The following is a 16,300-nucleotide window of genomic DNA, read 5'->3' on the forward strand; positions in this document are numbered from 1 at the left end:
TTGTCATTTATTTCAGCGTGGAAACAGGTTTTGCTTCCACGAAGAAACGCAGTAAGCCGGCATGCGTTTTTGCTCCCGTATGCATGGCATCCAGCAAGGCAATTTCTTCAAAGAGGGAACGGGCAAACGGTTCATTGCCCAGGCCCAGAAAACCCAGCGCCATCATGTAAATGCAGTGCACTTTGTTTCGCTTTCCGAGGTCGTCGTCAAACACCAGCAGGTCGGGCAGCGAGACGGCAAAAAAATCAATCTTCACCGTGTCGTCGAGGTGCGTCTTGCCATAGTTGACCAATCGTTGAAAGACCGCTTTCGCTTCTTCGGCTTTGCCCATTTTTTCCAGGGCAAGTCCCTGGTAAAAAATCGTATCGGGCTGGGGGTCGTTGTAAAAAATCGCAGCAACCGGCGTGGCATTGCCCTGTGCCGCTTTTTGAAAACAGTCTGCCGCCAACGCTTTTTGTTTCAATCCTTCGTAAGCGCAACCCATCCAGTAAAAGATTTCGTTCTCCGGCGTGCCGTATAATTTGCCTTCGCCCAGGTTAGCGGGATAGTGCTGTGCTTTTTGCAGAAAGTCCAGCGCCTGTTCAAATTCCTTCTTGCCCAAAGCCTCCCTGGCCATTTGCAAAAGGCTGTATTTGTATTGCGCGGAAACTTTTCCTTCGCCGCCTTCCCAGGGGTGAAACTGGCGGCCCATAATGAGCTGAAACGCCATCTCGTATTTGCCCAGGTGATTGTAAAGCGCCGCTCTTTCAAGGAAAAGATCATCCCGCGACTCCACGAGATCCAAATGCGCTTCCAGGAAATCCAGCCGCTCCTGCGGTAACCGGTTCAGCCGCTTGTACAACTGGTCGAGCTCCATTAAAATCCGCCCGTCGTTTTGATGGAGTTGAAACGCCTTTTCAAAGAATTTTCGGGCTTGCTGCGGATCGGATAATTTGTTGAAGCAGGCAATCCCGAGGTTACGGTAAACAGCCGGCAGGTCGGCGTCCAGGTCTGCTGCTTTTTGCCAGCAGGCAATGGCCTCCGCATACTGCTTTTTATCGAACCACAAACATCCCAGATAGTAAGAGGCTTTCGCATCGGATGGATTGTACTGCAAGGCCGTTTGTAAAATGGCAATCTCCCGGATGCGGTTGGGAAAGCAATAATCGGGTCCCAGCGCCGCCGCTTTTGCAAAGGCGTCGGTGGCTTCAGCCTCCCGGCCAAGAAGGTGCTCGCACCAGCCGGTATAATACAGGGGCAGGGGATTGGGTGTATCGCTTTGGGCGATCAAATACTGCAGCCATTGGATCGCTTCTTCATACAAACCGGCTGCGGCATAATCAAGCGCATATTCGAGAAAATTCTGCACATCGCCCCGGCTGACCAACCAGGCTTTTTCCAGGACTTCATCGGCCAGCTGCGGGTGACCTGACATGCGGTGCAAAAGGCTTTTTTCGAAATAAAGCGAGAGGTGAAAAACATCGTTTTGCAACCCCTCGGCACAAAGGGCCAGCGCCTCTTCTACCCTGTTCAGTTTGCGCAGGGCGGCTGCTTCCAGCGCCACGGCTTTGGCATTGCCCGCATTGCCCTTCAGGGCCCGGCGCAGGTGCGTCAGCGCCTGGTCGTAGCGGTGTTGGGCCAGGTCGATCTGGGCCAGGGCAAAAAAGCTGTTCGACTGGCAGGCGCCGCTCCACGTGGCTTTGTAAAACGCATCGTAGGCTTCGTCAAACTTATGCTGAAGCTGCAAACACAAACCCAGGTGATAATAGGGTTCGCTGTCAGCAGGGTTTGGATTCAGGCGTGTCAGCGTATCGATGGCCCTGCGGAAATAGGTTTCACTTTCCGCGATCTTTCCACGGCGCAGAAGAAGCAAACCCAGGGCATTGTTGCAGCGGCTATCGCCGGCGTCACGCCGCAAACCTTCTTCGTAATAATCCACGGGGTTGAACGTGGCATGCCGGTATTGCTCCAGGTGAAGACCGGTTAGGTAAAGCGCTTCGATCGTTTCGGTTTCTTCGGGTGTCGCCGGTGCTTTTGCCGGTTCGGGAACGGGCGGTGTTGCCTGGTGTCCTTTCTCCGGGTAGGCCAGCAATTCGGTTTTGGCGGCCGACAAAACGCGGATGTTCACGTCCTCTTCGGTTGCGGACGCCGGTACGTTAAAACTGGTTGTAAACACCTGCTCCGGTGTCAGCTCCGTTACAAAAAACGGGAAGGTTTCGCCTTTGCATTGTACGTCGATGGAGAGGTCGTGCAATGCTGATGTTGCAAACAGCTTGAGACAGGCTTTGCCCTCGCAGATCGAAAAATGCAGCAGCAAATCCTTGCTTGCATTCTTCAGCACACCCAGCTCGCGGTAGGGCAAAAAATACTGGGTAAAGGTTTTTTCCTCGTACGGCATCAGCCATGAAAAATCGGGCTGGTTATCGGTGAACACACCGGTCATCAGTTCAATGTAAGGACCATTTTCATCGGTCAGGTTGCGGTCCCAGGCTTTGCCGAATTCACCATTGCCCCAGGTCCACTGTTTTTTTCCCGGCGAGATATGGTGATTGGCCACGTGCACCAATCCGCCCTGCGTGTCGTGCTCGTAACCACCCACAAAATCATAAACAGAATTCACCGCCATGTAGGATGTCGGCACCGGGATATTCTGGTACCGGGAAATGTCGGTACCCGGTGCATAATCCACTTTGTAATACACGCCTTTGGCAATGGGAAATTCCGACACGTCTCGCCGGCCGTGATCAAAAACGGCATTCACATCGGGCGGAAAGATGGACTGGTAGTGTTCGTTCACATGCACCGCGGGATTGGCCCACCACAAAAAGGTTTGGGGCAGTGGTGTGCGATTGAACAACCTGGCTTTTATTTCGAGGTAAGCCCTGTCAGGATAAAGGGTGAAGCCCGCCGTGCCCCTGGTGCCATACATCTTATCAATCTCGTTGATCCAAATCGTTTTGCTGCCGTCTTCGTTTTCTTCGAGTGAAAAATCAACCGGCTCGAAGGTGCTGGGACGGTGGTGCTGCGGCCAGTTGAATTCGATGCCGCCCGAGATCCAGGGCCCGCACAAGCCCACCAGCGCCGGCTTGATCACTTCGTTGTAATAGATAAAATGGCGGTTGGCAATTTTATCATAGGCCATCTGGATGCGACCGCCCAGTTGCGGCAGCACCATGATCTTCAGGTACCGGTTTTCCAGGAATACAGCCTCGTATGCCTTGTCCTTTTTTTCATCGAAGATTTTTTCAATGATGGGCAAGGGATACACGGCACCGGAACTTCCCTGGTAAACGCGTTTCTCAAAAAACATGGGGTTTTTCTCAGGCAGGCCAGTTTCATAGGTCGGTATGATCACCTGTTCTTTCCAGATGTTCACGGAAAACTTATCCATATGATTCATTATTCTATTGCGTGTAAAATCAATGTGCAGTTACGGTGTGCTCCACCTGTTCAAGAGTCTGGCCTTTGGTTTCCACGACTTTTTTCCGGATGAAAAAATAGCCCAGCAGGCAAATGCCGGCATAGACATAAAACGGTCCGTAGGTCCCGATTTTTTTCGACAGGATCGGAAAGGTGAAGACGAGGATGAAATAGGCGCTCCACAAACACACGATCGCCAGCGATGTAGCCTTGCCGCGAATGTTGTTGGGGAAAATTTCCGAAATCAACACCCAGGTGACCGGTGCCAGCGACGTAGCGTAAAGAGCAATGGCCAGCAGTACAAAAACGGATATCCATCCCGGTGAAAAACTGTTTTGCAGCAAAACGGCCAGCACAATGTACACGACCGATAAACCCAGCGAACCCACCAGCATCAGCGGGCGGCGGCCCAGTTTATCCACCTGCCACATGGCCAGCACCGTAAACAACAGGTTGACCAGGCCAATGGAAATGGTTTCGAACAATTGCTGGTTGATGGAAGAGCCAACCGATTCGAAGATGGTGGACGTATAATTAAAAACCACGTTGATCCCGCAAAACTGCTGGAATACCGCCAGCGCAATCCCGACGACAACCGCCGGCCGTACGCTTTTTGCCCACACGGAACGTTCTGCTTTCTTTCCCTGTTGAACCGACGACTGGATGGCCGCCATTGTTTTCTCCGCGTAGGCGGCACTGCCGATCCGGGCAAGGATGGCTTCCGCTTTTTGGGTCTTCCCTACGCTGAGTAGCCAGCGCGGACTTTCGGGCAACCACAGGACACCCACAAAGAAAAATGCCGCCGGCACTGCACCCAGTCCAAACATCCAGCGCCAGGAATCGGTGCCACCATCGGCAAGATGGTAGTTGACAAGATTGGTGACCAGGATGCCGATAACGATGGTAAGCTGGTTGATGGCCACATTGCGGCCACGGTCTTCAGCCGGCGAAATTTCGGCAATGTACAGTGGACTGAGCATGGATGCCATGCCCACGCCAATACCGGCGGCAAACCGCATGAGCACAAAAAAGGTAAACTGCGAAGCGGCCGCCATGCCGAGGGAAGAAAGGGCGAAAATAAAGGCCGCGATCAGCAGGCCCGGTTTGCGACCATAACGGTCGACGAGGGTGCCGGCAAACAGGCAGCCAACGATGCAGCCCAGGCCCAGCGACCCGGTAAGAAAACCCTCGCCCCAGGCTTCCAGTGCAAAGGCTGTACGCAAAAAAGGCAGGGCGCCGGAGATCACCGCAAAATCAAAACCAAACAGGTACCCACCAAGCGCAGATATCAGCGAGATCAGGACGACATAGGCTTTCTTTTTCCCGGCAGATTGATCATTCATTTTCTCCAAACATTTATCGTTTCAAACTTAGGAGGAAATGCCCGGATGCCTAATGGAAAATCACTTGAATAGCATGGACAATATTCTGCCAGCCGTGAACAACAACAGGTTTATACAGCTTGTTTGCGGTTGCGGTATTCGAGCGGCGACATGCCCATGATGTTGCTGAAAAAACGCGAGAAATAAAACGGGTCATTCACCCCCAGTTTATACGCGATCTCTTTCACCTGGAGGTTGGTGAACTGCAGGTACTGGCAGGCTTTCTGCACTTTGATGTGATTGAAATACTCCAGTGGCGGGTAGCCGGTTTTCTTTTTGAACAGCGCCGAATAATGCGAAGGTGAAATGTGCGCTTCGGACGCCATCTCCTGGAGCGACAGGGCCCGGTGAAGGTTTTGCTGCATGAATTCGATCGACTGGTCGATCGCGTCTTTTTCTTCCCTGTTGAACGGTGCCTGGAAATGATCGGCGTAGCAAAACGACGAAAGAAAATGCCAGAGGCACATGCTGATATAGCCAAGGTTTTCGCTGCCATAGCCGCTTTCCAGTCGCGAATACAGCGTGTCGAACAGGCGGATGCGTTCGTCGGAAAAATGAACAGCCGTGGCAACCGGTGTTTTTTCTTTGTTGAGCAACTTCACAAAATGCGGCGAGGCCTCACCCGTGAAATGCATCCAGTGGATAGACCAGGGATCGCTTTCGTCGGAACCGTATTTGTGGGGCGTCGATGCCGGGATCACCAGGTACTGGCCCCGGGCAACGTCCACCCGTTTCTCCCGGAATTGCACCCAGCCTTTGCCGTCGATGCAATAAAGAAGAATGTGCTGCGAACTGCCGGCCGTGCGTTCGCGGTAGTGAAATTTTGCCTTGGGATAAAAGCCGATGTCGGTAATGAAAAGCTGGCTGACAAGCGGCGTCTCTTCACAAAACCGGATGATTTTATTGGGAAGCACAATGGCCTTCTGGCCGTTGAAACCATCTTTTTTCCTGTGTGTGACTGTAAGGGTGTTTGACATAACAGCGAGCAATGAGCACACAAGTTAAAGCCGGCGGCCGAACCACCCGTTAAAAAGAGGGTTAAGGTTTCGCTGTATTTCTTCTCCCGGCGATTTTGCCTTTCTGCAGACGACAAACAATATGTTATGCAATGAACAAACCTGGTAAATGGCTTACTGCGCCGGGTTTGCCAGCAAGCGGTTGCGCAACCAGGCATTTACCGCTTCGTTTTGCTGCGGTGTCAGCCAGTGCCCCGCTTCTTTGACAAGCAGTTTTTCTTTGGGTGCCTGGATGGTGTTGAATACAACGGAACTGGTGGTTGCCGGGCACACTTCGTCGTTGTATCCCCAGCTATACCAGCCTGGAATTTTCAGCAGCCGTGCAAAGTTGACCACGTCGTAATAAGCAGCCGTTTGAATTTTTTCCTTTGTTTTCAAAGAAGCCGGCGCCGCTGCCGCAAACAGATGGGGCCAGCCGCCGGCACGCTGGTGAAGGTAACCGGTCAGGTCGCTGAGTGCGGGGTAAAGTGCAGCCACGTATTTGATCCTTGGCTCGAGTGCCGCTGTTACGACAGACAAAGCCCCGCCCTGGCTGCCGCCGTAAACAGCCAGGCGGCTGCTGTCGGTTTGCGGCAGCGAAACCAGGAAGTCCACAGCCCGCAGGCAACCGAGGTAAACCCGTTTGTAATAATACTGATCGCGGTTGTCAAGGTTGAAAAAATAATAATCCCGCAAGGGGCCAAACGCCAGGTTGTAATACACGTCGTTGGGGAGGGTAACGGGTATGCCGTGGATGCCGATCTCCAGTGTAATCATTCCCTGTTCGGCCAGGGCCGTATCGCCGCGGTAGGCACGCACACCGGCACCGGGCACTTTCAGCAGGGCCGGGTAACGGCCTTCTTTTTTGGGCATGCATAAGATGCCATAGATCCGCGAACCGGGGCGTTCGTTTTGAAACGAAACTTCGTAAACATTGATCCCACCCGTGGAGCGTTCGGGAAGCAAGCGCATTTTTGGATCGAGTGAAATTTTTCGTGCGGCTGCAAGTGCACTGTTCCAGAACGAAAGAAAATCTGCAGGCATGGTGGCCGTGGCCTGCAGGCTGTCGGCAGAAAAAGCGGCCGTGGCCAATCCCCTGTATTTTTTCCCGTTCATGACGACGGTTGCCGTACAGCGGAGATAGCCGGGTTTCACCAGCGTTCCTCCCTCAATGGTCACAACGCCGTTTTTCACAGCAACGTCACTGCTTTTTAGTGGTGGAAGCTGCTCCTCGCCGATCTCGTAATGAAGGCTTGCAGGCTGCAACGGCTTTCCTCCCCGGCTGACTGCGATCGTAAACCTTGCCTTTTCCTGCAAGGCATAATTCCATTGCGGATGATCCAGTGAAACACGAACAATGACTTCCGTTGAATCTTTCTGGGCAAAAGAAAAGATGGAAACGGTCAGTGAAAGAATCGTGACCAAAGCACGCAGGTCTGTTTTTCTTTTGCCGGTACTGCACATAAATTCAAATTTAATCCCGGGGCGTAAACCGGATGGCGACACCGTTGCGGGCACCGATTGAAAAAGCGAGTACACTGTCCCGTGTCACCCGCTGTGTTGACACCCTGACCTGCGTTGGCGTTTTCAGCCCCGGATCGTCGGTATAAATCGTGGCCAGGTAGGTTTTGTTTTTATCCAGGAAAGTAAGCGGCCAGCTCACGGACCGTTGTTTTTGTCCATTCAGCGAGCCCAGGAACCAGGTCCCGTTTTTCTTGCGGGCAATGGTTGCAAAGGCCTCCATGTCGCCTTCCAGGACTTTCGTTTCCTCCCACGACGTGGGCAGGCTGTTGAACCAGGACATTTCGGGCACTTCCTGTATCTCGCCTTCTTTTCCGCTGCGCACGGAGTCGGGAACCGGCCGGTCGTACCAAAACAGGAACTGCAAGGGACTGAACAGGCAAACGGATTTTGCCATCTGCGCCACATGCGAGCCCATTTTGTTGACACGGTTGGTGAAATAGCAAATGGTGTTGTCGGCCGGGCCGGCAATCATCCGTGTGAACAACGTCGTGATGCTGTGTTCAACAAACGGGCTTTCTTCGTCGCCGCGAATCCCTTCCTGTGTCAGCAGGTTTGGGTACGTGCGCTGAAATCCCGTTGGCCGGTATTCATCGTGTATGTCCACGACCAACTGGTGTTCGGCGGCCTTGCGAACGGCCTCGTGCAACCATGTCGTCCAGTGCTGCGATCCAACTTGTACAAAGCCAAATTTCAACCCTTTTACCCCCCAGGATTGATACAGGGGCAGCAGGGTATCCAACTGTCTTTCCAGCGCACGGCGGTTGACATAAAGGATCACACCAACGCCTTTCTGTTTTCCATATGCAATCACTTTTTGCAGGTCCAGCGGGCCTTTGCCCCGGGCCGGGTCGATCGAAACTCTTGTCGCATCCGCTGTGTCGCTGTCTTCCTTGCCGTACCAGCCGGCATCGAAACAGATATAGCGGATATGATGCGCTGCGGCAAAATCAATGGAAGCAAAAGAGCCTGCCGTGGTCAGCGTGGCTTCCCGCAAAACCGTGCCCGGTTGAATCCAGGAAGTGTTGCGAACCCGGGCCGGTTCGTTCAGGTTGAGAAGCAAATAATTTTTTTCCAACAAGTCGGCCGGACTCGCAGCACAAAGCACATAACGCCAGGGGGAAGCCAGCGTTTGCTTTCCCTTCACTTCTTCATACAATTGCGTTTGTAAAGTATTGGTACCTGTGCTGCGAAATTTCATGCGGGCAAAATCCGTCAGTGCTGCCTCGCCAAGGGCGATCAATTGCTGCGAGCTGGTTCGAATGGTTAAGGGCCGTTCAACAGCTTCTGCCAGGTCGCCAATCTTTTTTTGCACCAGCTTGGCCTGCGCAAAGTTGCTCACCCAGGCCGTGGCATCGCTTGCACAAAGCGGGAACGTCGACTCTTCTTTTTGAAGGTGAAGCGAATCCGCATTGGTGCGGATGGTATAACGAAAAGCAAAGCCTTCGTTGTAAGCCCGGCACACAATCACAACCGATGCGTTTGAACGTCCTGTCGCCCTGAATGAAAACTGCAGCTCGTTGTAGTTTTCGGGGATCGATTTTCGTTCGCCGACAACCGTTGTCCAGCTCCGGCTCACCTTTTTTGTTTTCACGCCGGCTAGCGCAAACGGCGCATCGCCCAGTTCCCGCACGGCAACGCCAATCGTTGCTTTCTGTAAAACAGGCTGCCCAGTCGAAAGATCATAGGAAAGCAGGGCATTCAATTGCCGGCCGGTCGAAAAACGCAGCCGGATCCTTCCATCCGGACTCGCCAGGTTCCTGCTTTGAGAAAAGCCCTGTTCCGAAAACAGAACAAGGCTTATCCACATCAAAAAAAACACAAAGAATTTCTGCATCTAGTAACCGGGGTTTTGTTCAAAGACAGCCTGCGAGTTGGCATCGATCACCGCCTGCGGGATCGGCATCAGGTTGTTTTTGGGTTGAACGGTATTTTGCGAAACCACATAACCAAACCGTTTGGTGCGGTCGTAGAGAAGGCCCAGGCGGGTCAGTGTCAGCGTGTGCAATTCTTCACCAAACAATTCGCGGATGCGCTCATCCAGGATATAATCAATGTTGATTTCTCCGGCCGTGGCAGGTGTGGCACCGGCGCGGTTGCGAACGGCGTTTACATCGGCGGCCGCTTTTACATTGTCGCCCGCTTTCATATACGCTTCGGCCCGCACCAGGTAGGTCTCCGCCAGGCGAATGGCGTAGGATTCCTGTGCAAAACCATTGCTGGGATCACCGGCATAGTGCCAGTCGGAACCCATTTTCATCACCCGTGGGTACACCCGCTCCATTGTATCCTGGCGGGACGTGAGCCACTCCTTGCGAATGGTATCCATCGGCTTCAGGCGAACCACCATCTTCGAACCGTCGAACAGTGTAACGTTGGTGGTATAGGTTGTATCGTAGTTGGGATCTTCCTTACCATTTTTGATGGGATAGGGCGCTACAAAATAACGCTGGATGTTGACCGGTGAATTGCGCATGTCGTTGCTGCCGGAATTGTTCCAAAGCACATAGGTAAAATAATTCGTGGGGCGCACCATGCTGATGCCTCTTCCCATCCAGTCGCGGGCCGGGCCGGAGTAACCGAATTTTTCCAGCGCCCAGAAGCTTGGCCAGAAGGCACGTTCCTGGTCAGTACGTGGCATCGTGGAATTGAGGCCGCCGGTCAAGAACTTATCCACCTGCATCACCCAGATGGCTTCTTTGTTGCCGCTCTGGTAATTGTAATTCGACTGCGAGGTTGTGCTCCGCATCTGGAACATATCCCAGAACACATTCTTTCCGGCCACGTTGCTGCGCCAGCCAAAGCGCTGCGTCATCAGGCGGTAGTCGCCATCGGTTCCATCAATCACCCGTGTGGCGGCTTCAATGGATTTTGTGTACAGCGCATTGTTGTGTGTTTCATCGCCAAGGGCAATGTACATTTCTGCAAGATGGTGATCGGCGGCAGCCTTCACCAACCGGCCTGGTTCTGTTGTTGTCTTGGGAAGATTGGCCGCTGCAAATTCAAAATCTTTCACGCAGAAGTCATAGACCTCGGCTCTTGTGTTGCGTTTGAAATCCAGTCGTGGCGCGGTAACGTTTTTTTCCAGGATAGGTACACCGCCAAACAAATACGAAAGATAGCGGTATGCATAGCCACGGAAGAAACGGGCTTCGGCCTGCACCGTTGCTTTTTCCGCAGCCGTCAGCGCCACCGACGGGTTTTCTGTTTGCGCCAGGATGTTGTTGGCGAAATAGATCATCTGGAAATGGCGGTTATACACCACCGCGAAAATCCCTGATGTCGGGTTGACCAGCGACCAGTCGGTAAAGCCGGCATTGTCGAAGGGTGGAAAAATATTGTCGGTGCCGGAACCAAAATGAAAGAAATCGTCCGACACATCGCGGTTGTCGTAATTGAACCTTGTCTGGCGGTAGAGTTCATTCAGGCCGGTTTTAAACTGGGCATAGTTCAAAAAGCCGTTGGCCGTCGTTAAAAAATCGGTTGGTGTTTCTTTCAAAAAATCACTGTCTCTTTTACAGGAAGAAAAGATCAGGAGTGCAAGCAAGGTTGTATATGTAAGCTTTTTCATTGTCAGAGTTTGAGCGTTTGCATTTGTGGATTAAAACGTAACCGATAAGCCAAGCGTCACTGTCTTCATCACCGGGAAACCATTCACGGAGGCATAGGTTGTTGCGGTCTCCGGGTCCAGGCCGTCCCAGTTGGTAACGGTCAGCAGGTTTTTACCGGCAATGTAGGCTTTCACATTTTTCAGGGGCGTTTTGCCCAGCACCTTTTCACCCAGCGAATAGGAAAGGCTCAGATCCTGCAAACGGAAGAAATCATGACGGGTCGTGAATTTGTACCCGTACTGGTTGTTGTAATCCGGGCGGGGAATTTTGTTCGACGGATGTTCCGGCATGTAGTATTCGTTATCCAGCCAGTTGGCCACGGTGGCATAAAGCGTGTTTGGATTCTGCGCATACTGGTTCGAGGCAATGTAATAATTGTCCTTGCCGCCACCGATCGTTGCGCCAACCATGACGTACAACTCAAAATTTTTGTAGCGAACGGTATTCGATAACGCAAGCTGGTAATTGGGTTTGGTATAGCCGATCACCGAGCGGTCGTTGGCATCGATCTTTCCGTCACCATTCAGGTCCTTGAACTTGATATCGCCTTCCTTGGCTTTGTAGGTGCGCATATACGTGGTATCGCTTTGCTGAACGATGCCATCAAATGTCAGGTCATACACGGCGCCCAAGGATTTGCCGATAAACCAGTTGTTGGCCACGTCGTCGTCTTCTTTGCCGTTCTTGTCACCATCGAGTCCGTACAGGGAAACAATGCGGTTGCGGTTGATCCAGTAATTCAACCCGGACGACCAGCTAAAATCATGTCCGCGGATGTTTTGTGAATTCAGCGAAACCTCAAGTCCCCAGTTGTGTACTTTACCGATGTTGTCGTCCACGTTCACAAATCCGTTCATCACGGGAATGGCCCGGCTCAACAGCAGGTCTGTTGTGTTGGAGTTGTAGTAGTCGACGGTACCACTGAGCACGTTTTTAAAGACACCAAAATCCAAACCGAAGTTCAGTCCCTTTGTCGTTTCCCATTTCAACCCGCTGTTGCCAAAACGGTTGGGATAGGTGGTGTTAACCGGCGTTGTGCCAAACAGGTAGTTGGAGGTGCTGACGCCGGGGAACGTGTAATAAGCGCCGATGCTCGGGTTGCCGTTCTCGCCATAGGAAGCACGCAGCTTGAGGAAGTTGAAGGCCTTCATGTTGTTTTTGAAAAAGTCTTCTTCACTCAGTGCATATGCAGCCGACACGGCGCGGAACACACCGTATTTATTACCTTCGGCAAAAACAGAGTTGCCGTCTTTGCGAATGGAGGCCGTCAGGTAGTAACGGCTTTTGTAAACGTAGTTGACACGGGCCAGGTAAGCCAGTTTGGACAATTCATTTTCACCGGTGTTGAGGCTACGTTTAGTGGGGTCGCCGAGTTCCAGGCTGTTGATGCCAAGCACGGTTGTACCGGCCAGTGAAAAATCGGTTGCCGACAGGCTCATGCTGCGGTTTTTGATGTTCTGCCGTTCAGACAGCAGCGTAACATCGAACGAATGATCGTTGATAGTCTTCACATAATTTACGATGTGGCTCATGTACCAGTCGGTTCGCTCGCTGTTCGAGCGGTTACCGTTGGCATTCGTGAGGAACTTGGTCTGGTCCTTCAGGTCGCCTTCGACCATGGTGTTCACAAAGGTCTTCTCGTCGTTGAACTGTGCACCGTGTCCTTCCCAGCGGTTGAGCGAATAATTGAAAGTATAGGACAAGCCTTTTACCCATGGCGCATCGAGGCGCACATAGTTGAGCGAACGGTAATTCTGGTTGCGGTCTTCATCATACGTCAGCGTACGCCAGAAGGGATTAAACGTGGTGGTTGATCCCTGCGGGTAGCGTTCGTACCAGTTTTCGTAGCCCGGAATAGTGGAATACAAATACCCATACGGTGCATTGATCGTTCCTTTTTCCAGGTCGGCGGCCACACCATCAGCGTTCTTGCTGGCCACCGAAAGAGTCAACCCGTATTTCATCCAGTCGGTGATCTTTGCTTCGACTTTGGAAAGGATGGTAAACTTTTTAAAATTGTCGTTGTAAACAATGCCCTTCTGGTCGAGGTAATCGCCGGATACATAGAAATTGAACCGGTCGTTACCGCCGGAAAAATTCAGTTGATAATCCTGGAACGGTGCGGCCCGCACCACCTGCTTCCACCAGTCGATGGTATGGCCTTCGTTGTAGGCCTGCAATTCCTTTGCGCTTAGCAAACGGTCGATTGCCAGGTCACTGGGCGAAGCACCCCGCATCTTTTGCACGTCGTAGCGGTATTGAATGAATTCTTCGGGGCTGCGCATGTCAGGCTTGCGGGTGTAGGTCTGGTAACCGGATGTAACCCGTGCATTGATCACCGGCTTGCCGGAACGGCCTTTTTTCGTGGTGATCAACACCACACCGGTCGATCCCTGCGAACCGTAAATGGCCGTGGCGCTGGCATCCTTCAGCACATCCACCGTGGCAATGTCGTTCGGGTTGATCTCGTTGAAGCTACCGGTGTAGATCACGCCATCCAGAACGATCAGCGGGTAGGTGGAGGCGCGGATCGAGTTTTGCCCGCGGATGAAGATGTCGGGGTTGCCGCCGGCATTGGTCGTTACACCAACGTTGAAGCCTGTGATGCTTCCTTTCAACGCATCAAGCGGGTTGATATTCGGCAAAAGCGAAATGGGTGAGTTCTCGAGTTTTAATGTACCCACCGAACCGGTGAGGTCTTTCTTTTTGCGTGTGCCATATCCCACCACAACCACGTCTTCCATGGTGGATGACGCAACGGTTAAGGAGACGGATAAGTTCACGTTATCCGTCAGCCTGATGGTTTGCGCTCCATAGCCTACCATGCGCACTTCTAGCTGATCGCCGGGCAGGGCCGGAATGGAGAAGCTACCCGTTTCGTCGGTAGCGGTTGCCGTTGTTTTGTTCAAAACAGAAACGGTTGCACCGGACAAGGGCGAACGCGACTGCGCATCCGTGACCTTTCCGCGGTAAAGTTTCTGTTGGGCAAAAGCCGACTGGCTGACGAAAAGCGCCACTGCCAGCAGCAGAGATAAAACACAGCCTGACCGCATGCGTGCAACAGGCAATTTCTTCGGGCGGGAGAAAGCAGAATTCATTTCCATATACAAAGCAGGTTTTACAGAGACGGACAAGCCACTTCACCACCATTCAGTGCCGTTGCGAACAGAGTCCATTTTCTCATTTTCAAAAAACAATCAACAGTTTTTGTCTGGAGATAAAACAGCAAGGCGGCTGCCTTCATGTTTTGTCCAAAATTATTTTTAACGCCGGCGCCAAAGAATAGGCAATATGATGGTATGAATGGACAATCCTATGATTGCAATTTCACCAAACGCTTACTGCGGGCTGGTTTTCACTTCCACCGTTGACCCGTCTGCCGGCAGGTCGACCGTGTATTTTTTTTGTTTAACAAAAAGTGTTAGTGTTCCGCCTTTGTGCAACGGATCGCTGACAAAAATGCGACGGCGATCCTGCAAAAAAAGACAAGGCATGTCGACGGAAATTGTTCCCGAAGCAGCAGAAGCCATCCTGCCTTCTTTGTAAAACGCAGCCATGAGCGTTCCATCGCTAAACCGTACGGCCTGGCAAAGCGTGTCGTTGCGCAGCACGGTCCATGCCGGGTGACGGGCAATTGCCGCCGCCGCTTTGGCAGACGGTGCGTAACTAACCGCATACCCCGTTGCGCTTTGCTGGTGATGGAGCGAAACCAGAAATCGCCTGTCGTGCAAAACCGCTTTCGATTCGGAGTGATTGATCGCATACCACGAACCTTCCACCTCTTTTACATTAACCGTCACCGAGTCGGATGCAAGGGGGAGATAGACAAAATTCTGGTGATGCACCCATTTGACCCGGCGCTCAACAGGCAGGCTTCCATCGATCCTGTGGCCTTCCCGATTGGCTGTCACGGGTCCTTGCAGGCGGCTTTGTTCAAGCGTGGTAAAAGCGCCAGCCAGCAGATCGGCCGGCTGCAATCCTGCGATGAGAGCAACCGTTGTATTTTTCCAGGAGGCCCAAAGTTTTTTTGCCTGGAGCGTATGCGTTCCTTTTTGCAAAGCATAGTCCATTACCGCCAGTCCCGACGAACCATCGGAAACATTTCCCACGAATGCATGCGGGATGAGTTTTCGTTTTCCATCGCCGTTAAAATTGGTCATCCCGGGCAGGCGATCCCAATCCCAGAATGGCAGGAAGTTGTCGTATTCGTTCCCGTTTGAAAGAAAATAGGCATCGCCGCCATCGAGCAGGTCGCCCTTTAGATTTTCCTCGTTGATGGATTCCGTGAGCAGTGTGCGGGTGGAAGCCGTTTTCAGAAAAAAACTGTACTGCAGCTGCTGAAAAGCGGTAAAATCAGAATAAGGAAAATACCGGTAGCCCTGCAAGGCATCCTGCCCGTTTTGTGTACGCAGCAAGTGCCGGAAGGCAGCGGTACGATCGGGGTTGACGCGATACAGCAGCGGAACGAGCAGGCGGATATCGGCACTGCGCAAGGCATTTTTCCGGCTGGCGGCACGATCGATCGTTCCGGGCACAGTGTGAATGCCGCGTGTCATCCACTGCCATCCCTTTAAAACAAAATCGGTGAGTACGTCGATCTTTTCTTTTGGAAACGCCAGCGACGTACCTTCTAACTGCCAGGCCAGGCGAATATCATCCACCAAAAAAGCACCGCCGTAATGATACATCTGCAAGCGCCTTCCGTGCTGGTGAAAACTAAAATCAGGTTGCACGCCTTCCGCTGTTGAAATTTTGATGACCGTCAGAATGGTATCGCGGCAATGACGCATCAGCGCCGTGTCGTTGGTGAGAGCCCCATAGTGCAGGCCGAGGTCGGCGCTCCACACAAGGTTGGCACCGGTGCCTTTCACCTTGTGCTGATCCAGGATTTGCAGGCAGTTTGCCGTTTCGTCTTTTGTCAGGTTTTCTTTGAGCAATACAAGAATGTCCCGCATCGTTTGCGGCACGCCAATTTCGTTGTGCCACCAGTTTTTGCTTTGGTAGCGGTGCGTAAACCAATCGCGTAGTGCAAGGGAGATAGTGGTTTTGACCGCTGCGGCCTGCTCACCGGAAAGCTGGCCTTTTTGCACGCAGAGCGCCAGCGAACGGATCCGGTTCAAGTGCACGGACAACTGCCACAGACCCGGCTGATTATCGCTGTAGTTAATGTCGCTCCAGCGACCATCCGGATCAACAGGTGGAATGGATGAACAGGAAGTGGCCGTGTCCATGCGTTGCAGGTATTCTTTGTAACGCTTCAGCACCAGCGTTGCATCGTTGTTTTGCGCAGCGCAACAGAAAAAAAACAAAACGAGGATTCCACAGCCAACCAGTTTCCGCATGATCTTTCGTCGTTTAAAAGGGTTCGGGTTTGTAAACATAGGGAAAAGCA

8 protein-coding genes are annotated in these 16,300 nt (G+C 52.4%); all 8 read right to left on the bottom strand.

Annotation, left to right across the window (positions count from 1 at the left end):
- Positions 1-7: 7 nt before the first annotated feature.
- The 8 genes from D6024_RS00140 to D6024_RS00175 all read right to left on the bottom strand — a co-directional run bounded on the left by D6024_RS00140 (position 8) and on the right by D6024_RS00175 (position 16,250).
- The gene (locus tag D6024_RS00140) at positions 8-3,370 is read right to left on the bottom strand and encodes a DUF5107 domain-containing protein (RefSeq protein ID WP_121352062.1); all 3,363 of its coding nucleotides are present in this window, start codon (positions 3,368-3,370) and stop codon (positions 8-10) included.
- Between the two features lie 28 nt (positions 3,371-3,398).
- Entirely contained in the window at positions 3,399-4,742 is a 1,344-nt protein-coding gene (locus tag D6024_RS00145) for a sugar porter family MFS transporter (RefSeq protein ID WP_121352063.1), read from the bottom strand.
- A gap of 110 nt (positions 4,743-4,852) precedes the next feature.
- Positions 4,853-5,758 carry an AraC family transcriptional regulator gene (locus D6024_RS00150; RefSeq protein WP_121352065.1) on the bottom strand — a complete coding sequence of 302 codons (906 nt, stop codon included), beginning with the start codon at positions 5,756-5,758 and terminating at the stop codon, positions 4,853-4,855.
- A 153-nt stretch (positions 5,759-5,911) separates the two neighbouring features.
- The gene (locus D6024_RS00155) at positions 5,912-7,240 is read right to left on the bottom strand and encodes an acetylxylan esterase (RefSeq protein ID WP_205573199.1); all 1,329 of its coding nucleotides are present in this window, start codon (positions 7,238-7,240) and stop codon (positions 5,912-5,914) included.
- A 10-nt stretch (positions 7,241-7,250) separates the two neighbouring features.
- Positions 7,251-9,134 carry a glycoside hydrolase family 97 protein gene (locus tag D6024_RS00160; protein WP_121352067.1) on the bottom strand — a complete coding sequence of 628 codons (1,884 nt, stop codon included), beginning with the start codon at positions 9,132-9,134 and terminating at the stop codon, positions 7,251-7,253.
- Positions 9,135-10,868, bottom strand: a complete 1,734-nt coding sequence (locus D6024_RS00165; RefSeq protein WP_121352069.1) for a RagB/SusD family nutrient uptake outer membrane protein — start codon at positions 10,866-10,868, stop codon at positions 9,135-9,137.
- A 30-nt stretch (positions 10,869-10,898) separates the two neighbouring features.
- Entirely contained in the window at positions 10,899-14,012 is a 3,114-nt protein-coding gene (locus D6024_RS00170) for a SusC/RagA family TonB-linked outer membrane protein (protein ID WP_121352071.1), read from the bottom strand.
- A gap of 234 nt (positions 14,013-14,246) precedes the next feature.
- The gene (locus D6024_RS00175; RefSeq protein ID WP_162944436.1) at positions 14,247-16,250 is read right to left on the bottom strand and encodes a polysaccharide lyase family 8 super-sandwich domain-containing protein; all 2,004 of its coding nucleotides are present in this window, start codon (positions 16,248-16,250) and stop codon (positions 14,247-14,249) included.
- Positions 16,251-16,300 lie beyond the last annotated feature (50 nt).

The sequence above is a fragment of the Flavisolibacter nicotianae genome, from assembly GCF_003628535.1.
Lineage (GTDB): Bacteria > Bacteroidota > Bacteroidia > Chitinophagales > Chitinophagaceae > Flavisolibacter > Flavisolibacter nicotianae.

Coding starts and splice junctions, on each gene's coding strand:
- D6024_RS00165 (WP_121352069.1), bottom strand. CDS start 10,868: ATGAAAAAGCTTACATATACAACCTTGCTTGCACTCCTGATCTTTTCT.
- D6024_RS00140 (WP_121352062.1), bottom strand. CDS start 3,370: ATGGATAAGTTTTCCGTGAACATCTGGAAAGAACAGGTGATCATACCG.
- D6024_RS00160 (WP_121352067.1), bottom strand. CDS start 9,134: ATGCAGAAATTCTTTGTGTTTTTTTTGATGTGGATAAGCCTTGTTCTG.
- D6024_RS00175 (WP_162944436.1), bottom strand. CDS start 16,250: ATGCGGAAACTGGTTGGCTGTGGAATCCTCGTTTTGTTTTTTTTCTGT.
- D6024_RS00145 (WP_121352063.1), bottom strand. CDS start 4,742: ATGAATGATCAATCTGCCGGGAAAAAGAAAGCCTATGTCGTCCTGATC.
- D6024_RS00170 (WP_121352071.1), bottom strand. CDS start 14,012: ATGGAAATGAATTCTGCTTTCTCCCGCCCGAAGAAATTGCCTGTTGCA.
- D6024_RS00150 (WP_121352065.1), bottom strand. CDS start 5,758: ATGTCAAACACCCTTACAGTCACACACAGGAAAAAAGATGGTTTCAAC.
- D6024_RS00155 (WP_205573199.1), bottom strand. CDS start 7,240: ATGTGCAGTACCGGCAAAAGAAAAACAGACCTGCGTGCTTTGGTCACG.